This is a genomic window from Pseudomonas sp. FG86 (assembly GCF_057808775.1).
The window spans coordinates 1-25,784 of the sequence record NZ_JBMDIS010000045.1 but is presented as its reverse complement, the minus strand read 5'-3'; the positions used below and the strand labels follow the sequence as shown (position 1 = coordinate 25,784).

The window sequence follows — 25,784 nt, the reverse complement described above, 5'->3', positions numbered from 1 at the left end:
GGCGGGGCATCGCCCAAAATCGGCACTTTCAGCCCGCACCAGGAGGCCCCCCAGGTGGCACTGTTCAAGGACCTTCCCCCATTGCTCGCCCTGCGCGCCTTTGAAGCGGTGGCACGGCACTTGAGTTTTATCAAGGCGGCCAATGAGTTGTCAGTCACCCAGAGCGCCTTGAGCCACCAGGTGCAAAAACTCGAACAGCACCTGGGCAAGCCGCTGTTTATCCGACGTACCCGCGCGATCGACCTGACAGCCGACGGCCAGCGTTATTACGACGAAATCCGCCCCGCCCTCGAGGCCATCGCCGTCGCCACCCGCACCCAACGGGTCGCCCCTGGCGCCACAGTGTTGCGCATCGGCCTGCTCGCATCCTTTGCGACCTTATGGCTGGCACCGCGCCTGGCCGGGTTTCTCAACCGTTACCCGCATATCCAGGTGGAACTGTTGCCGGCGATTCAATTGGCGAACGTCGACGGAACAACAATCGACCTGGCCATCCGTTACGGCAAGGGCGATTGGCCCGACGTGCAGGCCATACGGCTGATGCCCGAAATACTCTCACCGGTATGCAGCCCGGCATTCAAAGCCAGCCAACTGCATCACGGTCCCTTGCTGATGGCCACCTCGCACCGGCCATTCGAATGGACGGATTGGTCCGCGCATTATCGAGTCGACCTCGATCAACACCCCCGCGTGATGCTGCACGACTACAACATCGTGGTCGAAGCCGCCGTGTCCGGCCAGGGCATCGCCATGGGGCGTCACCGTTTGATCGAGCGCAGGCTCCAGGACGGCAGCCTGGTGGAGGCGTTCGACTGGCCGCCCTATCACAGCGCGATCGGTTACTGGCTGATTACCCCCCAGGGCCCTGCCAATGAGGCCGCCCGCTGTTTCAGCGAGTGGTTGCAGCAAGCCTGCACCGACGCGTGAGTTATTTCGATACGTCCCATGAGATCTATCCGTTTGTCGCCGAACACCACGGCCACCATGCTGAATCCTCCCGACCCAAGAGGATTCAACATGAGCACTTCCATCCGCCAATGTGTGCACGCCCTTGGCTTGACGCTGCCTTCCCCCAGCCAACCGGCGGCCAACTACATCAATCATGTCATCAGCCACAACCAGCTGTTCATCTCCGGACAGATTCCTCTGGTGGAGGGCAAACCTGCCTATGTGGGCCGGCTGGGCGAATCCCTCAGCGATGAAGAAGGCGCCCAGGCCGCACAGCTGGCGGCGCTGGGCCTGCTGGGGCAATTGAGCGCGGCGCTGGAAGACGACCTGTCGCGCCTGGTGCGCACAGTGCGCCTGGGTGTGTTTATCGCCAGCAGCGCCGACTTCAAGCAGCAGAGTGGCGTCGCCAACGGCGCATCCAACCTGCTGGTCAATGCCCTTGGCGAAAAAGGCCGGCATGTACGCACCGCCGTCGGCGTTTCCAGCCTGCCCGCCGGCGTGGCGGTGGAAGTGGACGCCATTTTCGAGTTGCAACCGTGAGCCCGCTTGAAGTCCAGCAACTGCGGGACAACACCCCTGGCTGCCTATCCGGCATCGTGCATTTCAATCACGCCGGCGCGTCCTTACCCAGCCAGGCAACCCTCGATGCCATCATCGAACAATTACAGCGTGAAGCTCGCGACGGCCCCATGGAAGCCGGCGAACACGGTGCGGCCCTGATAGAGCAAGCCCGCCGCGCCGCCGGGCAATTGCTCAATGCGCCCGCCTCGTCGATTGCCTTTGCCAGCAGCGGCTCGACGGCCTGGAGCATGGCGTTCCAGGCACTCGGCCCTTGGCAGCCGGGCGAGCGCATTTTGGTGGGCCGCCACGAATGGGGCGGTAACCTGGCGAGCATGGAACTGGCGGTGCACGCCGGCGCACGGGTCGAGGTCATCCCCTGCGATGAAACCGGCGCGGTCTGCCCGGTGGCCCTGGAAGCGATGATCGATACAAACGTGAAGCTGATCGACCTGACCTGGCTCCCGGCCAATGGTGGCCTGATCAATCCCGCCCAAGCCATCGGCGCCGTCGCCAGGCGCCATGGCATTCCCTACTTTGTCGACGCGGGTCAAGCTGTCGGCCAGGTACCGGTGGATGTGCAGGCGCTGCACTGCGATGTGCTCAAATCGGCCGGCCGCAAGCACCTGCGCGGGCCGCGCGGCACGGCGCTGCTGTATGTGCGGCCGGCGTTTCTCCAGCACCTGAACCCCGCCCAGCGCGATGTGTTCTCGGCCCCCTGGAACGCCAACGGCTACGACTTGCGTAACGACGCCCGGCGCTTTGAAACCAGCGAAGTGTCCGCCGCCTTGTTGGCGGGGCTGGGTAACGCACTGCAGGAGATCAATCGACTGGGGATCGAGCGGGCCTGGGAACGCGTCAGGCAGACCAGCGCGCGGATCCGTGAAGCACTGCGCCAGATACCGGGCATTTCCTTGCATGACTTGGGCGCTACGCACTCAGGCTTGATCGCCTTCAACCTCGCCGGCTGGGACGCCTTCGAACTCAAGCGGCGGCTGGGATTGAAGCGAATCAACATCGGCGCCAACGGTGTGGCCTACACCCCGCTGGATATGCAGGCGCGCGGCCTGAGCAGCATCGCGCGCATCTCCGTCAGCCCCTTCAACAACGACCACGATATCGAGGTGCTGCTGACAGCCTTGCGCGAGTTGCGCGATTAAACCTCGACGTCCACCCACAACCCCTGGCGCGGCGCGTCTTCAATCAGCGGCACCACCGGTACGGTGTTGTCGGCGTTGAGCACATCACCAGGAATGGCCAGGTGCTGCTCCGCGTCCGCGTCGGCTTCACGCCGGCGCTTTTGCTGCTCTTGCTGGCGGCGCTGTTCTTCGCGCAGCAAAAAGGTCGACTGCTCGGCATCGCCCTTTTTCAGGTCGATGGTGCTTTCGTTCGAGCCCGCCTGCACGGGCACCACGGGCGGGATGTCCGGCTTCTGGCGCACCGGGTCGAGTTGTGACGTGACCGGCACAACACTGACGGGCAGCATGGGTGGCAGCATAGTGATTATTCTCCTGATCAACAGGCTGTCGGCGGGTTGCAGGGCGACTTGAGCTCAAGCACGCCAACCTGTGACCCAGTCGACACTCGCAAGTGCCCGCCACCCGTCGATTCAGCAGCGGACCACCGTGCAAACGCAGTAGTTTTTGTCAGAGTCCTTTGGATGAGGGCCTTGTTCCGTTAAGATAGTCGGCTTTTTCACGGCGGGAGTCAGGCAGCATGGCGCAGCAGTATCAACCGGGGCAACGCTGGATTAGTGACAGCGAAGCAGAGCTGGGGTTAGGCACCGTTCTGGCACAGGACGGCCGCTTGTTGACCGTGCTCTATCCGGCCACTGGCGATACGCGCCAGTATGCGCTACGGAATGCGCCCCTCACCCGCGTGAGGTTCTCGCCGGGCGACAGCATCACCCATTTCGAAGGCTGGAAAATGACCGTGCAAGAAGTCGACGACGTCGACGGCCTGCTGGTCTACCACGGCCTCAATGGGCAGAACGAACAGGTCACCCTGCCGGAGACCCAGCTGTCGAACTTCATCCAGTTCCGTCTGGCCAGCGATCGCCTGTTCGCCGGGCAGATCGACCCACTGGCCTGGTTCTCGCTGCGCTACCACACCCTGGAACACACCAGCCGCCAGCTGCAATCCTCCCTGTGGGGCTTGGGTGGCGTACGTGCACAGCCGATTGCCCACCAATTGCACATCGCCCGCGAAGTCGCCGACCGTATCGCGCCGCGGGTACTGCTGGCCGACGAAGTGGGCCTGGGCAAGACCATCGAAGCCGGCCTGGTGATCCATCGCCAACTGCTGTCCGGCCGCGCCAACCGTGTGCTGATCCTGGTCCCGGAAAACCTGCAGCACCAGTGGCTGGTGGAAATGCGCCGCCGCTTCAACCTGCAGGTTGCGCTGTTCGACGAAGAACGCTTTATCGAAAGCGATGCCGCCAACCCGTTCGAGGACACCCAACTGGCCCTGGTCGCCCTTGAGTGGCTGGTGGACGACGAGAAAGCCCAGGACGCGCTGTTCGCCGCCGGCTGGGACCTGCTGGTAGTCGACGAAGCCCACCACCTGGTGTGGCATGAAGACAAGGCCAGCCCGGAATACAGCCTGGTCGAGCAACTGGCCGAAGTGATTCCCGGTGTGCTGCTGCTCACCGCCACCCCGGAACAACTGGGCCAGGACAGCCACTTCGCGCGCCTGCGCCTGCTCGACCCGAACCGTTTCCACGACCTGCAGGCCTTCCGCGCCGAGAGCGAGAACTATCGCCCGGTGGCCGAAGCCGTGCAGGAGCTGCTCGACAAGGGCCGCCTCTCCCCGGCCGCGCACACGACTATCCAGGGTTTCCTCGGCAATGAAGGCGAAGCGCTGCTGACCGCCGTCAACGATGGCGACACCGAAGCCAGCGCGCGCCTGGTGCGCGAGTTGCTCGACCGCCACGGCACCGGTCGCGTGTTGTTCCGCAACACCCGTGCCGCCGTACAAGGTTTCCCGGAGCGCAAGCTGCACGCCTACCCGCTGCCGAACCCGGACGAATACCTCGAATTGCCACTGGGCGAACACGCCGAGCTGTACCCGGAAGTCAGCTTCCAGTCGCAGCCGGACGTCGAGGAAGAAAACCGCTGGTGGCGTTTCGACCCACGGGTCGAGTGGCTGATCGACCAACTGAAAATGCTCAAGCGCACCAAGGTCCTGGTGATCTGCGCCCACGCCGAAACCGCCATGGACCTGGAAGACGCCCTGCGTGTGCGCTCCGGCATCCCGGCCACGGTGTTCCACGAGGGCATGAACATCCTCGAGCGTGACCGCGCCGCCGCCTACTTCGCCGATGAAGAGTTTGGCGCCCAGGTGCTGATCTGCTCGGAGATCGGCAGTGAAGGCCGCAACTTCCAGTTCTCCCACCACCTGGTGCTGTTCGACCTGCCGTCCCACCCCGACCTGCTCGAACAGCGCATCGGCCGCCTGGACCGGATCGGCCAGAAGCATGTGATCGAGTTGCACGTGCCCTACCTGGAAACCAGCCCGCAAGAGCGCCTGTTCCAGTGGTACCACGAAGCACTGAACGCCTTCCTCAACACCTGCCCGACCGGCAACGCCTTGCAGCATCAGTTCGGCCCGCGCCTGCTGCCGCTGCTGGAAAACGCCGACGATGGCGAATGGCAATCCCTGGTCGACGAGGCCCGTGCCGAACGCGAGCGCCTGGAGCAGGAACTGCATACCGGCCGCGACCGCTTGCTGGAGCTCAACTCCGGCGGTGCGGGTGAAGGCGATGCGTTGGTGGAGGCCATTCTTGAGCAAGACGACCAGTTCGCCCTGCCGATCTACATGGAAACCCTGTTCGACGCGTTCGGCATCGACAGCGAAGACCATTCGGAAAACGCGCTGATCCTCAAGCCCAGCGAAAAAATGCTCGACGCCAGCTTCCCCCTGGGCGACGACGAAGGCGTGACCATCACCTACGATCGCAACCAGGCGCTGTCACGCGAAGACATGCAATTCATCACCTGGGAACATCCGATGGTGCAGGGCGGCATGGACCTGGTGCTGTCCGGCTCCATGGGCAACACCGCCGTGGCGCTGATCAAGAACAAGGCGCTCAAGCCGGGCACCGTACTGCTGGAGCTGCTCTACGTCAGCGAAGTGGTTGCCCCGCGCTCACTGCAACTGGGCCGCTACCTGCCACCGGCCGCGCTGCGCTGCCTGCTGGACGCCAACGGCAATGACCTGTCCGGTCGCGTCTCGTTCGAAACCCTGAACGACCAGCTCGAAAGCGTGCCACGAGCCAGCGCCAACAAGTTCGTCCAGGCCCAGCGCGACCAACTCACACCACGCATCAATGCCGGTGAAGAGAAAATCACCCCGCGCCACGCCGAGCGTGTGGCCGAGGCCAAGCGCCGCCTGGCAGCGGACACCGACGAAGAGCTGGCGCGCCTGACCGCGTTGCAAGCGGTCAACCCGACCGTGCGTGACAGCGAACTGGTTGCCCTGCGCCAGCAACGCGAACAAGGCCTGGCCATGCTCGACAAGGCGGCGCTGCGACTGGAAGCGATTCGGGTGTTGGTGGCAGGTTGATTGCTGCCCTGCCCTGCTAAATAGAAGGCCCGCGCAATGCGGGCCTTTTTTATTCACTTGAGAACAGCTTTGGCTTTGCGGGCCTCATCGGGGGCAAGCCCCCTCCCACAGTTGACCGAGTTGACTGATCAATGTGGGAGGGGGCTTGCCCTCGATAGAGTCACCACGGTTTCACGCCGTCGCAGCAGCAGCCGGCACCTCCACCGCCGCCAACCCCTCCTTCATCCGCTTGGCATCGCGCACAAAACTGCGCGAGGCCTGGAACAGAAACAGCATGGTCAGGAACAGCGCCACCGGGATCAGATACATGGCGTCATGCAACCCCACCGCTTTGTAAGCCTCAGTCATCTGCTCGGCCCCCGCCGCATACATCGCCGAATGCGCAAAGTGATCGGACAAGCCCCCCACCACAATCGGCCCCATGCCGCCGCCCAGCAGGTACAACCCAGCGAAAAACAGCGCCATCGCCGTGGCCCGCAGGCGCGGTTCGACCACGTCCTGGATCGCCGTGTACACGCAGGTATAGAAGTTGTAGGCAAACAGCCAGCCCACGCTGAACAGTGCGACGAACACACCGATTTCAATACGCCCGGCATGCAAGGCCCAGGCGGTGGTGACGGTGGAGATGATCAAACTGAACGCGGCAAACAGCAGGCGACCATTGGCAATGCGCTGATGGATCTTGTCGGCAATCCAGCCGCCCAAGGTCAGTCCCACCAAGCCGGTGACGCCGACAATCACCCCTGTGGCAACGGCCGCTTCCTGCAATGGCATGAGGAAATAGCGCTGCAGCATCGGCACCAGGAATGAATTACAGGCATAGGTGGCGAAGTTGAAGCACAGCCCGGCCAGCACCAGCCAGAGGAAGGTCGGCACCGCCAACACGCGGCGGATCGGGCGGTCGACGCGTTCCTGGGAGACCTGCACGGTTTCTGCCGCGCCGCGCTTGGGTTCCTTGATATAGAACATGAACACCGCCAGGATCAGCCCCGGCACCGCCGCGATAAAGAACGGCGCACGCCAACTGTCGAACGCCTTGACCATCGCGCCAATGGTAAAGAACGCCAGCAGCAGGCCCAAGGGCAGGCCCAGCATGAAGATCCCCATGGCCCGTGCGCGGCGGTGGGCCGGGAACAGGTCACCAATCAGCGAGTTGGCCGCCGGCGCATAACTGGCTTCGCCGATACCGATGCCCATGCGCACCAGCAGGAAGGTCCAAAAACTGCCGACCATGCCATTGATCGCCGTCAGCCCGCTCCAGGCGAACAGGCCCCAGCCCATGAGTTTGCTGCGTGAACCGGTGTCGGCCAGGCGCCCGAGCGGCAGGCCGGCAATGGCGTAGACGATGGTGAAGGCGGTGCCGATGATGCCGAGCTGAAAGTCGCTCAGGTGCCATTCCATGCGGATCGGCTCGATGATGATCGCAGGAATGGTGCGGTCGAAGAAATTGAACAGGTTGGCGAGGAACAGCAGGAACAGAATGCGCCAGGCATTCTCCGCTTGGGTCGAGTTCTGCATGGGTCCGTCTCTTTTATTGTTATGAGAGCTGCGATGCCCGATGCATCCTGCTCAGGTCCCTGCAACATAGTCAGACACGTCGCGGTTGTCTGTAATGATTCGTAAAGCTGATAGGGCATGATTTCACCCGGAACTACGGGACTTTCCCTACGGAAAATATAAGCGCGCTCCCCTCTTCCCAATGGCCACGGCACGATTAGAATGGCGAGCCTTCCTGTCACAACCCCACTTCCCTTTCTAATCGATGACGCCCATGTCCGAAGCCAGTCCGTGTCTGAATTGCGGTGCCTGTTGTTCACACTTTCGTGTGTCTTTCTTCTGGGGGGAGTGCGCCTCGTCAGGAGGTACCGTGCCCGATGACCTGGTGGTCCAGATCAACCCCACGCGCGTGGCGATGATCGGTACCGACCAGAAACCCGCACGCTGCTGCAGCCTTGAGGGCGAAGTGGGCCAGGCCACCCGTTGCACGATCTACGAGCAGCGCTCCAGCGTGTGCCGTGAGTTCGATTCGTCGTGGAACCAAGGCGTGCAAAACCTCGATTGCGACGCCGCCCGCGCCGCGTTTGGTCTGGCACCGCTGGAGGCACCGCCCTTCGAGCTGGAGTTGCCCATCAGCGCTTAGCATCAAACGCTATGGACGGCATGCCAAAATCATTCAAAGCAAAGTGCCATTATTGATGGCAAATTCCGCGAGGCTTCTATACTCGACCTCATAGGTCATCGCCGTAGGCAGTGACGAGACGCTATGACAGGACACGCTATGGAATGGCTGGGTCTGCACTTTTTTATCGATCTTCCAGGGAACGGGCACCTACTACTCAATTGCAGCCATAACCCCTTTCTGGTGCTGTTGGCCTACCTGGTCGCCTGTGCGGCCGGTTTCGGCACCTTGGACATGGCAGAACGTGTCAGCCATGTCGAAGACCCCACCGCCCGCCGCCACTGGCGCTGGCTGGGCGCGGGTTGCCTGGCGGGCGGTATCTGGTCTACCCATTACATCAGCATGCTGGCGTTCCAGGCGCCCATTGCCATTCATTACGAACTGATCATGACGTTCGCCTCGTTGGTGATCGCCCTGATCGCCTCGCTGTTCGCCATGCAAACCCTCAGTCACGCGCAACTGCGCCTTCACCAGTACCTGCTGGCATCGGTCTGGATGGGCCTGGGCATCGCGCTGATGCACTACGTGGGCATGTCGGCCATGCATTCCGAGGCCAAGTTGTACTTCAAACCGGGACTGTTCATGGCTTCGGTAGGGATCGCCATTGCCGCGAGCCTCGCGGCGTTGCTGCTGTCGATCTGCCTGCGCAATGGCATGGGCACCTTCCATCAACTGCTCAAATACGCCGCCAGCCTGATGCTGGGCACCGGTATCCTGAGCATGCATTTCACCGGCATGGCTGCCATGCAAATGCTGGTACCCGCCGGGGCCGACCTTTCGTTGCCGCTGGACAATAACCCCATCCAATTGGGCTTGTCAGTGGCGGTGATCACGCTGCTGGTGATTGGTAGCAGCATCAGCGCGGCCCTGGCGGACAAGAAGTTGCAACACAAGGAACGTGACCTGCGCCGGGTCAACGCCCTGCTCGACGAACTGGACCAGGCCCGCGCCTCGCTGCAACAGGTGGCCCATTACGATGCGCTGACCAGCCTGCTCAATCGCCGCGGCTTCAATCAGATTTTCGCGGAGAAACTCGCGGAAAAAACCGCTCACGACGGCATGTTGGCGGTAATTTTCCTCGATATCGACCATTTCAAGCGCATCAATGACAGCCTCGGGCATGACGCGGGCGACCAGTTGCTCAGCGTACTGGCCGGCCATATCAAGAGCTCGGTGCGCAGCCACGCCGATGTGGTCGCGCGGTTTGGCGGCGATGAGTTCTGCATCCTCATCAACATCCACCACCGCGACGAAGCGCAGCATTTGGCCCAGCGCATCATGCAAAAAATGAAAGAGCCCGTCGAACTCGCCGGCAGGCGCATGGTGATGACCACCAGCATCGGTATCAGCCTGTTTCCCGACGACGGACTGACCTGCGAAGAACTGCTGAAAACCGCCGACCTGGCGCTGTACCAATCCAAGGATTCAGGCCGTAACAGCCTGAACTTCTTCAGCTCCAACCTGAAGACCCGCGCCTTCCTCGAACTGCAACTGGAAGAGCAGTTGCGCGCCGCCCTGCGTGCCCGCAACGAACTGGTGCTGTTCTACCAACCGATTTTCGACATGAAGCGGGGCAAGGTCACCCGCCTGGAAGCCTTGGTACGTTGGCAGCACCCACAACACGGTTTGCTGACACCCGAGCGTTTTATCGGCATTGCCGAGAGCAACGGGCTGATTGCCGAACTGGACCACTGGGTGCTGCGCCAGGCCTGCCACGACTTGAGCCTGCTGTCAGACAAGGGTTACACCGAGCTGACCATGGCCGTGAACTGCTCAGCCTTGAACCTGACACGTGATGAGCTGGCCGATGAAATCGAAGATGCCCTGCGGTTCAGCGGGATCGCCGCCAACCGCCTGGAACTGGAAGTCACCGAAAATGCATTGATGGGCAATATCAGCAGCACCCTGGCACTGTTGCGACAGATCCGCGCCCTGGGTGTGTCCCTGGCCATCGATGACTTCGGCACCGGCTATTCTTCCCTCGCCTATCTCAAGCGCCTGCCGCTCAACACCTTGAAGATTGACCGCTCGTTCATCCAGGACATCCCCAAGTCCAACGCCGATATTGAAATCGTCCAGGCCATTATCGGCATGGCCCACACCCTGCACCTGCAGGTCGTGACCGAAGGGGTGGAAACCCAGGCACAATTCGAACTGCTGCTCAAGCATGGCTGTGACTTCATCCAAGGCTACCTGCTGAGTCCGGCGGTGCCTGCCCGCGATATCATCGGGGTCATCCAAGGTATCCACAGGCGCACTCCACTCTCCCCCTTCAGTGTTGCCGGCGCCAAGGACACGCCATCGCCGAAGGACCCCGCCACCGCTCGTACCGGCTCCACCTCGGTCATCAGGCCAATCCGATGACGCCGAATCTTTGGCATTTCGCCATCATTTACCTAAAGAACGCCGACAAACGGCCGATTAATCAGAGTCCGGCCAGGATTTCCCTTAAAACCCTAGGGTTAAACCCGACTACACCGGATAAGGACGCACTGCAAAGTCGCGAACTCTCATTCAGTGATGGCTATTTGATATTTTTCAGCCGTCCGTCCAGGTACATGGCGCCCAATGACTTCTAAAAATAACCCTGCCACCGTGGTCTCCGACGTGTTGCCGACAGCCCCTGCGGAAAAAAACCCAGGTTCAAAGTCATTGAGCAGCGCCCGCCCGCTGGCCGCCCAGCAATACTTGTACTTCACCGAAACCAATACCGACCGCATCCTCGATAACCTCGATGGCCTGCGCGACATGGTGTTCCCGCGGCCACCCCACCTGGAAGGCGACGGCGAGCCACACAGCGACCAGGAATTCCCGTCGGTGTGCCTGATCGGCCTGGGCCGCTGCGGTTCGAACATCGCATTGGACGTGGCGGAACTGGTGTACAACGCGCGCAAGTTCTACCTGAACGAATTCAGTACCGAAGATAAAACCCTCGACAAGGGCTACAGCCCGGCCCAATGGATCCGCAACAACCTGCGCCTGGGCGGCGGCAAGGCCAGCAAACCCGTGTTCCTGGTGGAGCCGCTGGTGATGCTGGGTGACTTGGACAAGGACATCGCCGGGCGCATCCGTTTCTCACGCAAGGGCGAGAAAAGCGGCTTTCTGCGCGACTACAGCAAGATGAAAATCATGGACCTCTCGGAAGTCCATGCCGGTGGCGCCGGTAACGCGCCGATCCTTGGCCAATACCTGGCCAAGATCATCCTTAATAAAGACACCCAGCGCTTTTCCAGCCCCGATTGGAAGATGATCCACTCGTACCTCATCGACTCCTGTGGCATCAAGGCCAACCAATCGCGCCTGTACTTCTCGATCTTCAGTGCCGGCGGTGGTACCGGTTCAGGCATGGCGTCCGAATTCGGCCTGGCCCAGCAACACTCGTACATGAACAAGACGTTCGACACCAAGCCTGCCGACGAACACGACAGCAAGAGCGGCCACGCCTTTGTCTTCGAGCCGATCTTCACCAGCGGCATCTGTGTGCTGCCGAATATTTCCGACCACCGCAGCGAAATGTCCGAGGCGCTGCATATCAACGCTGGGCGACTGCTGTGCAAATACTTGTCGGAAGAATGGGACTTCTCATACAACTTCGACAATGAAGACAGCAGCGAAGCCAGTGTGAAGGGGCGTATTCGCCCTTGGAACGCGATGATGCTGATCTCCAACGACATCATGCGTTACGCCGAAGAGAGCGACGACGGCAATATCCAGAACATTGACGTCAATGCCATGGAAAAACACGCCAACCAGTACATCTCCCAGCAGATCTTCAACATCCTGACCGCCCAGGCGGTGACCACCGACTACGACCAGAACTACTTCCGTCGTGCCGGCATCGACATTGGCGAGACTATCCGCCTCGACGCCAACGACCTGTTCATGAGCCTGGCCGGGCCGGTGGCGATTGCCTACGCCGAATCGGTGGTCCCGGAAACGCCGGCGCCGTCGAATGACAAGTTCAAGGTCTTCGAAAAAGAGCCGCAGCGCCTGAACATCGACGACCTGTTCTTCCGCTCGATCGACCTGCCACACTTCAACAAGGTCACCCAAGCCATCGAAGGCATCAGCCTGCTGCCGATCGAGTCCAAGCGCTACAAGGCCTCTTTGGAGCAGTACAAGAACTCCGGCTACGACGCGGCGGCGCTGCATGACCTGCACTTCTTCAAGAACTGCTCGTCGGTGGTGTCCATCGTCTCGCTGCCCAAGGACTACAAGCTGTCCTACATGGACCTGAACCGGCTCAAGACCCACCTCAACAGCCTGTTCCCCAACACCACCCTGAAACGCTACGCACTGGTAATCGGCGCCTCGGCGAACCTGTCGCTGACCACCCTGATCGCCAAGAGCCCGTGCCTGTCGGATGACTTCCTGACGCTGATCGTGGCGTTTATCAAACGCTGCTTTGCGCGTAACCCGTACCGTTTCGATGACACGCTGGACAACTCGATCCTGGACTTCATCATCCACGAGGATTTCGACGAAGACCGGATCGATCAACTGCTCAACGAGTTTGAAAACCCGGCGAAGATCCTCGATACCAACTGGTACGCGATCAAGCCGATGTACGAGAAGAAGTACCGGGAGCTGATCAATGACAAAGACAAGTTTGTCTCGATCAATGACATTCGCCTGTCACGGGATTGCGTGAAGAAGGCGATCAAGTATTTGCGTGAGATCTACCGTCACCGGATCGGCAAGACCAAGGTGATCTCGCTGAATAACCATACCGGCAAGACTGGCTAGGCTGGTGTGGCGAGGGAGCCTGCTCCCTCGCCACCCTGATCGACTCACACCCGGAAACAATTCCTACGGCGTTTCAGCCCCCGCAAAACTGTTCCCATGACGCGCACGTCACCCTCACCTGTGACCTTTCTCTACGGCAAGATGCCATCACCGGCCCGGCGGTTACTCCGCTACACACTTAGGCGGGCACAAAAGACGCACCTTTTCGGTGCAACCTTTTCTTACGCCGCCCTTTCCTGGATCAGAATCCACGGCGATACCACCACGGCCCACAGGCTCGGATCACGCTCCACCAGGTCCAGTGCCCGCGTCGCAGACACCTCGCCCAGGCTCCCCGAGGCCAGCCAGGCAGCGACTTTGTCACGATTATCCTCGGCCATGCCTTCGGCCGCCTCGATCAAATCCACGCTGGCGTCGACCCACAATAGGGCACCCTTGGCAAAGAACGGTTCAAGCTCCTTCCAGGAAATTTCGGCGGTTTCACCGAGCAGCTTGGCATAGAGGGTGCTAGGTTCTTGCGTCATGGGAGTTCACCTGAGTAAAAATCGGCGCAATCATAACGTCGCGGCTCTTGTAGAAAAACCCAGTTGCAAATGAGTCAACGATTGAAACTGTCAGGAAAGCCAAGGATTGCCCGAGACTCTGGCATCACCCCGCCGCAATTCTGTCTTTTTCTTTCATTTAAGCGACACGTCCGGGTTTTGCCCCCAGCAGCCAGCTTTTCAAGCGATCAACCGGCGCTCTACACTGTACCGGTACAGTTGCCAGGGCACTGCCGGGGGGATATCCGAGATATCTGATCCGGTTCAGCAGCTCACAAGGCCGCTAGAACTATAAAAAATACAACAGTAAGAGTGGAGCACTATGAATAAGGCTACTAAGCAGATTTCCAAACTGTTTGCCGCTATGGTCCTGGCTGGGGTTGCCGGCCATTCGTTCGCAGCTGACACCATCAAGATCGGTATTGCCGGCCCTAAAACCGGCCCTGTGACCCAGTACGGCGACATGCAGTTCATGGGCGCCAAACAAGCCATCGAAGACATCAACGCCAAAGGCGGTGTAGACGGCAAATTGCTGGAAGCCAAGGAATACGACGACGCCTGCGACCCTAAACAAGCCGTTGCCGTAGCCAACAAAGTGGTCAACGACGGCGTCAAGTTCGTGGTCGGCCACCTTTGCTCCAGCTCCACTCAACCAGCGTCCGACATCTATGAAGATGAAGGCGTGATCATGATTACCCCGGCTGCCACCAGCCCGGAAATCACCGCCCGTGGCTACAAGCTGATCTTCCGTACCATCGGCCTGGACAGCGCCCAAGGCCCAGCGGCTGGCAACTACATCGCCGACCACGTGAAGCCGAAAATCGTTGCCGTGCTGCACGACAAGCAGCAATACGGTGAAGGCATCGCCACCGCCGTCAAACAGACCCTTGAGAAGAAAGGCGTAAAAGTTGCCGTCTTCGAAGGCCTGAACGCCGGCGACAAAGACTTCTCCTCGATCATCCAGAAGCTCAAGCAAGCCAACGTCGACTTCGTCTACTACGGCGGCTACCACCCAGAGCTGGGCCTGATCCTGCGCCAGTCCAAGGAAAAAGGCCTGAACGCCAAGTTCATGGGCCCAGAAGGCGTCGGCAACGACTCCATCTCGCAAATCGCCCAAGGCGCCTCCGAAGGCCTGCTGGTCACCCTGCCGAAATCCTTCGACGCCGACCCGGCCAACAAAGCCATCGTCGAGAAGTTCACCGAGAAGAAGCAGGACCCGAGTGGCCCATTCGTGTTCCCGGCCTACTCCGCTGTTGAAGTCATCGCTGGCGGTATCGCTGCCGCGAAGAGCGAAGACACCGCCAAAGTGGCAGCCGCCATCCACGCGGGCACCTTCAAGACCCCTACCGGCGACCTGAGCTTCGACGCCAAGGGCGACCTGAAGGACTTCAAGTTCGTGGTCTACGAATGGCACTTCGGTAAACCAAAAACCGAAGTTTCCCCTCAGTAAGCCAGGCGTTACTGGTCAACAAGCCCACTGTGAGAGCAGTGGGCTTTGTTTTACGAGGTTTATGGGCCTGTCACCCGCGATCCGGGCGCTGGCTCACCTGAAAATCTTAAAACCGTCACCAGCGGTTCGCTGGCAAACGCTTTGTGCAAATGTGCTCACAGAACACAGCACAGGGCCGGAACATGACTCCACCAGTGAAATGCGTATCGGGTTTTTAGGAGCGTTGTAATGCCTGAGATCTATCATTTTTTCCAACAGCTGGTTAATGGCCTGACCATTGGCAGCACCTATGCCTTGATAGCCATTGGCTACACAATGGTTTACGGCATCATTGGAATGATCAACTTCGCCCATGGCGAGGTATACATGATTGGCTCCTACGTGGCCTTCATCGCCCTTGCCGGGCTGGCCATGATGGGTATCCACTCACTGCCGCTGTTGATGACCGCTGCATTCCTTGCGTCGATCGTCGTAACCAGTGCCTATGGCTACAGTATCGAGCGGGTCGCCTACCGTCCCTTGCGGGGCAGCAACCGTTTGATCCCGTTGATTTCCGCCATCGGCATGTCGATTTTCCTGCAAAACACCGTATTGCTGTCCCAGGACTCCAAGGATAAATCCATCCCCAACCTGATCCCGGGGAGCTTCTCCTTCGGCCCGGGTGGCGCGGAAGAAGTCCTGATTTCCTACATGCAGATCCTGGTCTTCGTGGTCACCCTGGTGGCCATGCTGGGCCTGACCCTGTTCATCTCTCGCTCCCGTCTGGGGCGCGCCTGCCGGGCCTGTGCCGAAGACATCAAGATGGCCAACCTGCTGGGCATCAACACCAACAACATCATTGCCCTGACCTTCGTGATCGGTGCCGCGCTGGCAGCTGTCGCGGCCGTGTTGCTGAGCATGCAGTACGGCGTGATCAACCCCAACGCCGGTTTCCTGGTGGGCCTCAAGGCCTTCACCGCGGCGGTCCTGGGCGGCATCGGCAGTATCCCGGGCGCGATGCTCGGTGGCCTGGTGCTGGGTGTGGCCGAAGCGTTTGGCGCCGATATCTTCGGCGACCAGTACAAGGACGTCGTGGCGTTCGGCCTGTTGGTTCTGGTGCTGTTGTTCCGTCCGACCGGCATCCTAGGCCGTCCGGAGGTTGAGAAAGTATGAGCAGATATCTTAAATCGGCGTTTTTCAGCGCCTTGTTGGTATGGGCGGTTGCCTTTCCGGTACTCGGCCTCAAGCTGAGCATTGTCGGCATCAACCTGGAAGTGCATGGCACTGGCCCCGTGACCCTGACCATCATCGCCCTGTGCTCGGTGCTGATGTTCCTGCGCGTGCTGTTTACCCAGCAGGTCGGTGCCCTGTTCAAAGGCAACCGTGGCCCATTGGTTTCACCCAAGGTCAGCCAGTTCCTCACCCTGCCGCGCACCCAGCGCTACATCATCATCGGCCTGATCGTGGCCGCGTTGATCTGGCCGTTCTTCGGTTCACGCGGTGCGGTCGACATCGCCACGCTGATCCTGATCTACGTGTTGCTGGGCCTGGGCCTGAATATCGTGGTGGGGCTCGCCGGCCTGCTCGACCTGGGTTATGTGGGCTTCTATGCCGTGGGTGCCTACACCTACGCGCTGCTGTCGCACTACCTGGGCTGGAGCTTCTGGATCTGCCTGCCCCTGGCCGGCATGGCGGCCGCGACGTTCGGCTTCCTGCTGGGTTTCCCGGTGTTGCGCCTGCGCGGTGACTACCTGGCGATCGTGACCCTGGGCTTCGGGGAAATCATCCGTCTGTTCCTGCGTAACCTCACCGACATCACCGGTGGCCCCAACGGTATCAGCAGCATCCCCAAGCCAACGTTCTTCGGGTTGTCGTTCGACCGTACCGCCGCCGAAGGCATGCAGACCTTCCATGAGTACTTCGGGATCGACTACAACCCGGTGAGCAAGGTGGTATTCCTGTACCTGGTTGCCCTGTTGCTGGCCCTGGCTGCGCTGTTCGTGATCAACCGCCTGCTGCGCATGCCGATCGGCCGCGCCTGGGAAGCCCTGCGCGAAGATGAAATCGCCTGTCGTGCCCTGGGCCTGAACCCAACCATCATCAAGCTCTCCGCGTTCACCCTGGGTGCTGCATTCGCCGGTTTCGCCGGCAGTTTCTTCGCCGCTCGCCAAGGCCTGGTGACCCCGGAGTCATTCACCTTTATCGAGTCGGCGATCATCCTCGCCATCGTGGTATTGGGTGGCATGGGCTCGCAGTTGGGCGTGATCCTGGCCGCGATCGTGATGATCCTGCTGCCGGAAATGATGCGTGAGTTCAGCGAATACCGCATGTTGATGTTCGGCGCCTTGATGGTGCTGATGATGATCTGGCGCCCTCAGGGTCTGCTGCCCATGCAACGTCCACACATGGAGCTGCGCAAATGAGCCGCGAGATCCTGAAAGTCGAAAACTTGAGCATGCGCTTCGGCGGCTTGCTGGCGGTCAATGGCGTCGCCCTGACCGTGAAAGAGAAACAGGTCGTGGCGTTGATCGGCCCCAACGGTGCCGGCAAGACCACGGTGTTCAACTGCCTCACCGGCTTCTACAAGCCCAGTGGTGGCAGCATCCTGCTGGACGGCCAGCCGATCCAGGGCCTGGCCGGTCACGAAATTGCCCGCAAGGGTGTGGTGCGCACATTCCAGAACGTGCGGTTGTTCAAGGACATGACGGCGGTCGAGAACCTGTTGATCGCCCAGCACCGTCACCTGAACACCAACTTCTTCGCAGGCCTGTTCAAGACCCCGGCGTTCCGCAAGAGCGAGCGCGAGGCCATGGAGTACGCCGAGTACTGGCTGGACAAGGTCAACCTCACCGAGTTCGCCAACCGGCCTGCCGGCACCCTGGCCTATGGTCAGCAACGTCGCCTGGAAATCGCCCGCTGCATGATGACCCGCCCGCGGATCCTCATGCTCGACGAACCGGCCGCCGGCCTGAACCCCAAGGAAACCGAAGACCTCAAGGCGCTGATCAGCGTGTTGCGTGAGGAAAACAACGCCACGGTGCTGTTGATCGAACACGACATGAAACTGGTCATGAGCATTTCCGACCATATCGTGGTGATCAACCAGGGCACGCCCCTGGCCGACGGGACGCCGGAGCAGATCCGCGACAATCCTGAAGTGATCAAAGCCTATCTGGGGGAAGCGTAAAATGCTGCAATTCGAAAACGTTTCCACTTTCTACGGCAAGATCCAGGCCCTGCACAGCGTCAACGTGGAAGTGCGACAGGGTGAGATCGTGACGCTGATCGGCGCCAACGGTGCTGGCAAGTCGACCTTGCTGATGACCCTGTGCGGTTCGCCCCAGGCCCATAGCGGCAGCATCCGCTACATGGGTGAGGAACTGGTGGGCCAGCAGTCGTCACACATCATGCGCAAGAGCATTGCCGTGGTGCCGGAAGGCCGACGAGTGTTTTCGCGCCTGACCGTGGAGGAAAACCTGGCCATGGGCGGGTTCTTTACCGACAAGGGCGACTACCAGGAGCAGATGGACAAGGTGCTGCACCTGTTCCCCCGGCTCAAGGAGCGTTTCAGCCAGCGTGGCGGCACCATGTCCGGCGGCGAGCAGCAAATGCTTGCCATCGGCCGGGCGCTGATGAGCAAACCCAAGCTGTTGCTGCTCGACGAGCCCTCCCTCGGCCTGGCCCCGATCATCATCCAGCAGATCTTCGACATCATCGAACAGCTGCGCAAGGACGGAGTGACGGTGTTCCTGGTAGAACAGAACGCCAACCAGGCGCTGAAAATCGCTGACCGCGCCTATGTGCTGGAAAACGGTCGGGTGGTGATGCAAGGCACGGGTGAACAGTTGCTGACCGATCCGAAGGTTCGCGAGGCGTACCTGGGCGGTTAACACCCGGTTGCAATGTGGGAGGGGCTTGCTCCCGATAGCAGTGTGTCAGGCACAGAGAATGTGACTGATGTGCCGCCATCGGGAGCAAGTCGAATCGTCGCACCGCCCCTCCCACATTTTTTTGCAGTGTTTGAAATTATTTCGTCTGGCCTTGTAACGAACATCGTCCTCCCGCCTCTAGTGGTGCAAGCAGGCATTCAAGCCCGCTCCTCAACCTACTGCTGGAGATCCACCATGACGACCAAACTGTCCGCCGCTACCCTCGTCCTCGCCCTGGGCTCGGCCTTGAGCCTGTCTGCCCTGACCACCACCGCCCACGCTGCCGACGACATGCAGAAATGCTTCGGCGTCGCCGAAGCCGGCAAGAACGATTGCGCCGCCGGCGCCGGTACTTCCTGCGCCGGCACTTCAAAAACCAAGGACCAGGCCAACGCCTGGAAACTGGTCCCCGCCGGTACCTGCACCCAAACCCCCAGCTCCACCTCGCCGACCGGTTTCGGCCAGGAAGCCGCCTTCACCGCCAAGTCCTGATCCCCGCCCAGCCTGAGTACTGATGATGACGCTTTCATCCTTGCAAACGGTCTCACTGGCTCAGGTGCCCGGCCTTCCGCCGCGGGTCGGGCTGGGGCTGAAAAACGAGCATTTCATCGAAGTGCTCGAGACCTCTCCCGATATCGGTTTTTTTGAAGTACACGCCGAAAACTACATGGTGGCCGGCGGTCCTTTTCATCACTACCTGGGCCTGATCCGCGAGCGTTACCCGTTGTCGCTGCATGGCGTGGGTCTGTCCATTGGCGGCGAAAGCCCACTCAACCGTGAACACCTGGCGCGGTTGGCCAAACTGATCGAACGCTATCAACCCCATTCGTTCTCCGAACACCTGGCCTGGTCCAGCCACGGCCCGGTGTTTCTCAATGACCTGCTGCCCCTGGCCTACGACGTCGCGACCTTGAACCGGGTGTGCGAACACGTGGACCACGTGCAAAGTGCGCTCAAGCGCCCGATGTTGCTGGAGAATCCGTCGACCTACCTGCAGTTCCAGCGCTCAACCCTGGACGAGACGGACTTCATCAGCGAAATCATCCGCCGCACCGGTTGCGGCCTGCTGCTCGACGTCAACAACGCCTACGTGTCGTGCATCAACCATCAACGTGACCCGCAAGCCTATATCGACGCCCTGCCCTTGCAGGCGGTTGGCGAGATTCACCTGGCCGGTTTTGCCGAAGACACCGACAGCCTGGGTGACCGACTGCTGATCGATGATCACGGCGCTCCCATCGATAACGCCGTTTGGCAGTTGTACGAACAGGTACTGGCACGCACCGGCCCGGTCGCCACGTTGATCGAGCGGGACCACCAGGTACCGGCCCTCAACAGGCTGATGGCTGAAGCTCAACAGGCCCAATGGCATCTGTCGCAGGTGACCCCATGAGCCTCCACGATGCATTCACCACCGCCCTGCTGGCACCTGAGCCTGCCTGCCCTGACGGACTGTTCAGCAGCAACGGCGCCGACCCGGGCAGCCGTTTTGCGGTGTATCGCAACAACGTCCACAGCTCATTGATCCAGGCATTGGCCACCGCGTATCCGGTGACGTGGCAACTGGTGGGCGACGCTTTTTTCCGTGCCATGGCTGGCCTCTACGTCCAGGCATGCCCTCCCGACAGTCCGCTGATCAGCGAATATGGCGGCACACTGGCCAGTTTTATCGAGGGTTTCGAACCTGCGGCGAGCGTGCCTTACCTGGCGGATATCGCGCGACTGGAACGCCTGCGGGTTCGCGCTTATCACGCGGCAGACACCGAACCGTTGGACTCACAGGCAGTTATCGGGCAACTGCAGGGACGAACAGACCTGGGGCAGTTACGCCTGCAACTGCACCCGTCCGTCTCCACGTTGACCTCCCCCTACGCCGTCGTGGCGGTATGGGCGGCGCACCAGGCCGAGGGCGCCATCGCCTCCTTGAACCCCTGGCATGCCCAAAGCGCCCTGGTCCTGCGCCAAGGGCTGGAGGTCAAGGTCTTCGCCATCGACAGCGGCTCGGTGGCATTTATCAACAGCCTGCAGCACGGCACAGGGCTGCAAAGGGCCGTGGCAGAGGCCCTCGATGCCTCGGCCGAATTCGACCTGCACCAATGCCTGTCGCTGCTGATCAGCCACCAGGCCATCACTCACCTGCACATAGAACACAAGGTATCGCCATGAACACCAGCGCTGCGCGCCTGATCAAACAGGCCGTCCATCTGTTCGAACAAATCCCCTACAGCCTGATCGCCTTTATCGCGCGTTTCTCCATAGCAGCGGTGTTCTGGAAGTCGGGGCAAACCAAGGTCGAAGGCTTTGCCATTGATCTGGTCAGCGGCACTTTTCAATTCGGTGCACCGAAACTGGCAGCCTCGACATTGCCGCTGTTTCGCACTGAATACGCACTGCCCCTGTTGTCGCCGGAAGTGGCGGCGCATCTGGCGGCATTTGCCGAGCACTTCTTCCCGGTGCTGATCCTGGTCGGGTTCGCCACACGCTTCTCGGCCCTGGCCCTGATCGGCATGACCCTGACCATCCAACTGTTCGTCTACCCCGACGCCTACCCCACCCACGGCACCTGGCTCGCGCTGCTGCTACTGTTGGTCGCCAAAGGGCCAGGCAGACTGTCCATCGATCACCTGGTCGCCCGTCGCTATCGCTAGAGGCGATCCAGGGCCTCGCCACTGCGCTTGAACCAGTCCACCAGGTAGTCGGCCAAGACCTGGGTTCGGCGTGGCAGGCCACCTTGGTAGGGGTGGACCAGGTACATCGGCAGGCTGCGTGTCTGATAATCGCGCAGGAGCCAGCGCAATCGGCCGTCAGCCAGTTCCGCGGGTAATACATAGGACGGCAGGCGGGCGATACCGGCCCCCACCAGTGCGGCCTTTTTCAACAGGTTGTAATGATTGGAGGCGAAGGTGCCGCTCACGCGGACCCGCAGCAATTCGTGCTGCTGGTGGTACAACCACTCTTCACGGCCACTGTAGTGACTGTTGAGCAAACAGCTGTGCGCGGCCAGGTCCGCCGGGGTCAGGGGTTCGCCCTGCTGCTCCAGGTAGGCCGGGCTCGCGCAGGTCATCTCATGCCAGGCCAGCAGCGGCTTGGCCACCAGGCGCTCATGTTCGATCGCCCCCGAGCGCACGCCCAGGTCAAAACCGTCCCGCGCCAAATCCCGGTAGCTATTGTTGAGTTCCAGCTCAATCTGCACCTGTGGGTACTGCTTGGAAAACTCCAATAACAGGCCATCGAAGAACGTTTCGCCCAACGACACCGGCACCGTCATACGCACAGGCCCCGACAGATCGTCCTTGAGCCGGGCCAGCGCCTGGCGGGCGCGATCCACCTGTACCACCAATGCCTGGGCCTGGGGCAACAACGCTGCGCCGGCGGCAGTGAGGCTCAGCTTGCGCGTGGTGCGGTGCAGCAATATCACCGCAAACTGCGCTTCCAACTGGCTGATGCGCTTGGACAGTTGCCCCTTGCTGCAACCCAACTGCTCCGCCGCCACGGTGAAACTGCCGGCCTCGATCAACACCGCAAAGGCGGCCAGGTCATCCATCTCGCTCATGGATTGTTTCCATTTGAAAACCAAAGGTTGCCTATTAGCACGTTTATCCACCTCAAAAGCCAGCCTAGACTGAACCTTCACTTACCCCCTGGAGGAACCGCACGATGAAAATCCTATTGATTGGTGCCAGCGGCACGGTCGGCTCAGCAATCAAGGCAGAGCTGGCGCAGCGACACGAGGTGATCAGCATCGGTCGCAACAGCGGTGACTTCCGGGTGGACATCAGCGACAGCACCTCGATCCGCGCGCTGTTCGAACAGACCGGCAAGTTCGACGCCCTGGTATGTGCCGCAGGCAGCGTCACCTTTGCAGCGCTGGGCGAGATGAGCGAAACCGATTTTGAACTGGGCCTGCGCGACAAGCTGATGGGGCAGGTCAACCTGCTGCTGATCGGCCGCGAGTACGCCAACGATGGCGCCTCATTCACCTTTACCAGCGGCATTCTCAGCCGCGATCCGATCCGCACGGGCGCCTCCGCGGCGCTGGTCAACGGTGCCATCGACGCCTTTGTCAAAGCGGCAGCCATCGAGTTGCCGCGGGGCCTGCGCATCAATTCCGTCAGCCCGACCGTACTGCTGGAAGCCATGGGCAGCTACGCGCCGTATTTCCGTGGCTATAAACCGGCGCCGGGCGCGGATGTGGCGTTGGCCTACGCGAAAAGCGTTGAAGGCTTACAGACCGGCCAAACCTTTATCGTGGGCTGAATCGGCACGTTGTAAGAATTGCCTGAACCTGGGCCGCGGGCTTGTGATGCATCGCCAGCCTGCGTAACGTGGCGGCACTTGTCAGGAGACCCGATAATGCGTGCCGCCCGTACCTTTGCTTTATTTGCCTTGCTCCCCCTGTTTGCCGCCTGCCAGATGTTCGAAAGCGAGCCCGCCAAGCCCTCTACCGCCGGGCTGACCCGTATGCAGGGCGAATTGACCGCCGTCGGCGGCAAACTGCTGTTCAAGCCTTGCAACGACCAACGCGATTACGTCGTCAACGACACCGGCGGCACCAGTGTCCTGCAGGAAGCCGCTTCCCTGGCCGGCCAGCAAGGCGCACTGTTTGCCGATTTGCGCGGCAAGTTCTCCGGCGTCGCCAGCGGCACCCAGGGCTCGGTGGACCTGCAACAGTTGTATCGCGTCGAGCGCTCGACATCGGCCTGCAACGACCCGGACTTCAAGCGCATGATCCTGCGGGCAAACGGCCACAAGCCGGCCTGGGCAATGAACGTCACGGCCAAGGGCATGGTGCTGGAGCGCGAAGGCCAGCCGCCTCTCGCGGTGCCTTATGTCGAAGAGCAATTGGGGGACGGCCGTTTCAACCTGATGACCGAAGCCAATAACCAACACATCGAACTGTGGGTCGCCCCGCAACGCTGTATCGACAGCGTCAGCGGCAGCCTGCAACACATGACCGCCGAATTGCGGATCAACGGTCAAGTGCAGCGCGGCTGCGCGGCTTTCGGCGGTTCGCGCGACGATTGATTGGCGCCTGCGCTGTTTTAACATGACGGGAAACCTCGGTTGGGGCTTATAATCGCCGGTTTGCAAAACCGCCGGCCCCACCAAACGCCGCACACCGGATCCTGTCATGTTACGAATCACCGAACTCAAGCTGCCCATCGACCATCCCGAAGAAGACCTGCGGCCCGCCATCGTGCAGCGCCTGGGCATCGCCAGTGATGACCTGCTCGATTTCACCCTGTTCAAGCGCAGCTACGACGCCCGCAAGAAATCGTCGGAGCTGTGCTTCATCTACACCATCGACCTGAACGTAAAGGGCGAAGCAGCCCTGCTGCTCAAGTTCGCCGATGACCGCAACGTCAACCCGGCGCCGGACGTCAGCTACAAGGTGGTGGGCCGTGCGCCGGAAGGCTTGAGCGAGCGTCCTATCGTCGTCGGCTTCGGCCCGTGCGGTATCTTCGCCGGGCTGTTGCTGGCGCAGATGGGCTTCAAGCCGATCATCCTCGAACGCGGCAAGGAAGTGCGCCAACGCACCAAGGACACCTGGGGTCTGTGGCGTAAAAGCGTGCTCAACCCTGAGTCCAACGTGCAGTTCGGCGAAGGCGGCGCCGGGACCTTTTCCGATGGCAAGCTCTACAGCCAGATCAAGGACCCGAAATTCCACGGTCGCAAGGTACTGCACGAGTTCGTCAAGGCTGGTGCCCCGGAAGAAATCCTCTATGTCAGCAAGCCGCATATCGGCACCTTCCGCCTGACCGGCGTCGTGGAAAACATGCGTGAGCAGATCATTGCCCTTGGCGGTGAGGTGCGCTTCGAACAGCGGGTCACCGACGTGCTGATCGAAGACGGCCAGCTGAACGGGGTGGTCATCGATGGCGGCGAACAGATCCTGTCCAAGCATGTGATTCTCGCCCTTGGCCACAGCGCCCGTGACACCTTCCGCATGCTGCATGACCGGGGCGTGTATATGGAGGCCAAGCCGTTCTCGGTCGGCTTCCGTATCGAACACCCGCAATCGTTGATCGACGCCGCACGCCTGGGCAAATACGCCGGGCATCCGAAACTCGGCGCCGCCGACTACAAGCTGGTGCACCACGCCAGGAACGGCCGCTCGGTCTACAGCTTCTGCATGTGCCCGGGGGGTACGGTGGTGGCCGCCACCTCCGAGCCGAATCGCGTGGTCACCAATGGCATGAGCCAGTACTCGCGTAACGAGCGCAATGCCAACTCCGGCATCGTCGTCGGTATCACGCCGGAGGTGGACTACCCCGGTGGCCCGCTGGCCGGTATCGAGTTGCAGGAGCGCCTGGAGTCCCACGCCTACATCCTGGGCGGCAGCAACTACGAGGCACCGGCACAACTGGTGGGTGATTTCATCGCTGGCAAGCCGTCCACCACGCTTGGCAGTGTGGAACCCTCCTACAAGCCAGGCGTGCGCCTGGGCGACCTGGCCCTGGCCTTGCCGGACTTCGCCATCGAAGCGATCCGCGAAGCGTTGCCAGCCTTTGAAAAGCAGATCAAGGGCTATTCGCTGCACGATGCAGTCCTGACCGGCATCGAGACCCGCACCTCATCGCCGCTGCGGATTACCCGTAACGAATCGATGCAGAGCTTGAACGTCAAAGGCCTGTTCCCGGCCGGTGAAGGCGCTGGCTATGCGGGCGGGATTCTGTCGGCAGGGGTTGATGGGATTCGGATTGCCGAGGCGTTGGCGCGGGATATGCTCGGCATCGAAGCCTGAGAACACCGCACCCACGACCTCTAGCAAACTGGCCCCCTGTGGCAAGGGGGCTTGTTGTGGCAAGGGGCTTGTTGTGGCGGGCTGGCTTGGTGTGGCGAGCGGGCTTGTTGTGGCGAGCGGGCTTGCCCCGCGTTGGGGCGCGAAG

23 protein-coding genes are annotated in these 25,784 nt (G+C 61.0%); 19 read left to right on the top strand and 4 right to left on the bottom strand.

Going from position 1 to position 25,784, the window contains the following annotated elements; translation table 11 throughout:
* Window positions 1-54 precede the first annotated feature (54 nt).
* The 3 genes from ACODSV_RS23850 (at window position 55) to ACODSV_RS23840 (ending at window position 2,666) form a co-directional block, all read left to right on the top strand.
* On the top strand, window positions 55-927 hold the full coding sequence (locus tag ACODSV_RS23850) for a LysR substrate-binding domain-containing protein (protein WP_150055335.1): 873 nt from the start codon (window positions 55-57) through the stop codon (window positions 925-927).
* Window positions 928-1,017: 90 nt separating this feature from the next.
* Complete coding sequence (locus tag ACODSV_RS23845) at window positions 1,018-1,488, top strand: RidA family protein (RefSeq protein ID WP_150055336.1); 471 nt, start codon at window positions 1,018-1,020, stop codon at window positions 1,486-1,488.
* On the top strand, window positions 1,485-2,666 hold the full coding sequence (locus ACODSV_RS23840) for an aminotransferase class V-fold PLP-dependent enzyme (RefSeq protein ID WP_024073897.1): 1,182 nt from the start codon (window positions 1,485-1,487) through the stop codon (window positions 2,664-2,666). Before ACODSV_RS23845 ends, ACODSV_RS23840 begins: the two co-directional genes overlap by 4 nt.
* Here the strand turns inward: ACODSV_RS23840 and ACODSV_RS23835 are convergent.
* Window positions 2,663-3,004, bottom strand: coding sequence for a hypothetical protein (locus ACODSV_RS23835; protein WP_024073896.1), 342 nt, complete (start codon window positions 3,002-3,004; stop codon window positions 2,663-2,665). The two genes, ACODSV_RS23840 and ACODSV_RS23835, sit on opposite strands and share 4 nt — an antisense overlap.
* 218 nt (window positions 3,005-3,222) lie before the next feature.
* On the opposite strand from ACODSV_RS23835, the gene rapA reads away from it, so the two are divergent.
* A complete protein-coding gene (rapA, locus tag ACODSV_RS23830) occupies window positions 3,223-6,069 on the top strand; it encodes an RNA polymerase-associated protein RapA (protein WP_150055337.1) in 2,847 nt (948 codons plus the stop codon).
* 171 nt (window positions 6,070-6,240) lie between these two features.
* On the opposite strand, the gene ACODSV_RS23825 is transcribed toward rapA, so the two are convergent.
* On the bottom strand, window positions 6,241-7,587 hold the full coding sequence (locus ACODSV_RS23825; protein ID WP_069075410.1) for a spinster family MFS transporter: 1,347 nt from the start codon (window positions 7,585-7,587) through the stop codon (window positions 6,241-6,243).
* A 253-nt stretch (window positions 7,588-7,840) separates the two neighbouring features.
* On the opposite strand from ACODSV_RS23825, the gene ACODSV_RS23820 reads away from it, so the two are divergent.
* The 3 genes from ACODSV_RS23820 (at window position 7,841) to ACODSV_RS23810 (ending at window position 12,994) form a co-directional block, all read left to right on the top strand.
* Window positions 7,841-8,209, top strand: coding sequence for a YkgJ family cysteine cluster protein (locus ACODSV_RS23820; protein ID WP_024073893.1), 369 nt, complete (start codon window positions 7,841-7,843; stop codon window positions 8,207-8,209).
* 138 nt (window positions 8,210-8,347) lie between these two features.
* Window positions 8,348-10,612 carry a putative bifunctional diguanylate cyclase/phosphodiesterase gene (locus ACODSV_RS23815; protein WP_150054617.1) on the top strand — a complete coding sequence of 755 codons (2,265 nt, stop codon included), beginning with the start codon at window positions 8,348-8,350 and terminating at the stop codon, window positions 10,610-10,612.
* Window positions 10,613-10,816: 204 nt separating this feature from the next.
* Entirely contained in the window at window positions 10,817-12,994 is a 2,178-nt protein-coding gene (locus ACODSV_RS23810; RefSeq protein WP_150054618.1) for a hypothetical protein, read from the top strand.
* Window positions 12,995-13,215: 221 nt separating this feature from the next.
* On the opposite strand, the gene ACODSV_RS23805 is transcribed toward ACODSV_RS23810, so the two are convergent.
* Window positions 13,216-13,518, bottom strand: a complete 303-nt coding sequence (locus ACODSV_RS23805) for a DUF2288 domain-containing protein (RefSeq protein ID WP_024073889.1) — start codon at window positions 13,516-13,518, stop codon at window positions 13,216-13,218.
* A 340-nt stretch (window positions 13,519-13,858) separates the two neighbouring features.
* On the opposite strand from ACODSV_RS23805, the gene ACODSV_RS23800 reads away from it, so the two are divergent.
* From ACODSV_RS23800 to ACODSV_RS23760, 9 genes are all read left to right on the top strand, one after another.
* Window positions 13,859-14,986: a branched-chain amino acid ABC transporter substrate-binding protein gene (locus ACODSV_RS23800; protein ID WP_024073888.1), complete on the top strand. Its 1,128-nt coding sequence runs from the start codon at window positions 13,859-13,861 to the stop codon at window positions 14,984-14,986.
* Between the two features lie 228 nt (window positions 14,987-15,214).
* Window positions 15,215-16,138: a high-affinity branched-chain amino acid ABC transporter permease LivH gene (livH, locus tag ACODSV_RS23795; protein ID WP_003172375.1), complete on the top strand. Its 924-nt coding sequence runs from the start codon at window positions 15,215-15,217 to the stop codon at window positions 16,136-16,138.
* On the top strand, window positions 16,135-17,388 hold the full coding sequence (locus tag ACODSV_RS23790) for a high-affinity branched-chain amino acid ABC transporter permease LivM (protein ID WP_024073887.1): 1,254 nt from the start codon (window positions 16,135-16,137) through the stop codon (window positions 17,386-17,388). Before livH ends, ACODSV_RS23790 begins: the two co-directional genes overlap by 4 nt.
* Window positions 17,385-18,152 (top strand): high-affinity branched-chain amino acid ABC transporter ATP-binding protein LivG, encoded by a 768-nt coding sequence (livG, locus tag ACODSV_RS23785; RefSeq protein ID WP_016975067.1) that lies wholly within the window; start codon window positions 17,385-17,387, stop codon window positions 18,150-18,152. The genes ACODSV_RS23790 and livG overlap by 4 nt, the downstream gene beginning before the upstream one ends.
* A 1-nt stretch (window position 18,153) precedes the next feature.
* Window positions 18,154-18,855 (top strand): ABC transporter ATP-binding protein, encoded by a 702-nt coding sequence (locus ACODSV_RS23780; RefSeq protein WP_017844798.1) that lies wholly within the window; start codon window positions 18,154-18,156, stop codon window positions 18,853-18,855.
* A 234-nt stretch (window positions 18,856-19,089) separates the two neighbouring features.
* Window positions 19,090-19,386, top strand: coding sequence for a BufA1 family periplasmic bufferin-type metallophore (locus tag ACODSV_RS23775; protein WP_024073886.1), 297 nt, complete (start codon window positions 19,090-19,092; stop codon window positions 19,384-19,386).
* Between the two features lie 22 nt (window positions 19,387-19,408).
* On the top strand, window positions 19,409-20,287 hold the full coding sequence (bufB, locus tag ACODSV_RS23770; protein WP_150055221.1) for an MNIO family bufferin maturase: 879 nt from the start codon (window positions 19,409-19,411) through the stop codon (window positions 20,285-20,287).
* Complete coding sequence (locus ACODSV_RS23765) at window positions 20,284-21,060, top strand: HvfC/BufC N-terminal domain-containing protein (protein WP_150095531.1); 777 nt, start codon at window positions 20,284-20,286, stop codon at window positions 21,058-21,060. The genes bufB and ACODSV_RS23765 overlap by 4 nt, the downstream gene beginning before the upstream one ends.
* Window positions 21,057-21,542, top strand: coding sequence for a DoxX family protein (locus ACODSV_RS23760; protein WP_069075405.1), 486 nt, complete (start codon window positions 21,057-21,059; stop codon window positions 21,540-21,542). Before ACODSV_RS23765 ends, ACODSV_RS23760 begins: the two co-directional genes overlap by 4 nt.
* Here ACODSV_RS23760 and ACODSV_RS23755 read toward each other — a convergent pair.
* A complete protein-coding gene (locus tag ACODSV_RS23755; protein WP_150095530.1) occupies window positions 21,539-22,447 on the bottom strand; it encodes a LysR family transcriptional regulator in 909 nt (302 codons plus the stop codon). The genes ACODSV_RS23760 and ACODSV_RS23755 overlap by 4 nt on opposite strands.
* A 104-nt stretch (window positions 22,448-22,551) precedes the next feature.
* Here ACODSV_RS23755 and ACODSV_RS23750 point away from each other — a divergent pair, with 104 nt between their 5' ends.
* The 3 genes from ACODSV_RS23750 (at window position 22,552) to ACODSV_RS23740 (ending at window position 25,639) form a co-directional block, all read left to right on the top strand.
* On the top strand, window positions 22,552-23,151 hold the full coding sequence (locus ACODSV_RS23750) for a short chain dehydrogenase (RefSeq protein WP_150055219.1): 600 nt from the start codon (window positions 22,552-22,554) through the stop codon (window positions 23,149-23,151).
* Between the two features lie 96 nt (window positions 23,152-23,247).
* The gene (locus tag ACODSV_RS23745) at window positions 23,248-23,919 is read left to right on the top strand and encodes a COG3650 family protein (RefSeq protein WP_024073880.1); all 672 of its coding nucleotides are present in this window, start codon (window positions 23,248-23,250) and stop codon (window positions 23,917-23,919) included.
* A 106-nt stretch (window positions 23,920-24,025) separates the two neighbouring features.
* Window positions 24,026-25,639: an NAD(P)/FAD-dependent oxidoreductase gene (locus ACODSV_RS23740; protein WP_024073879.1), complete on the top strand. Its 1,614-nt coding sequence runs from the start codon at window positions 24,026-24,028 to the stop codon at window positions 25,637-25,639.
* Window positions 25,640-25,784: the final 145 nt, after the last annotated feature.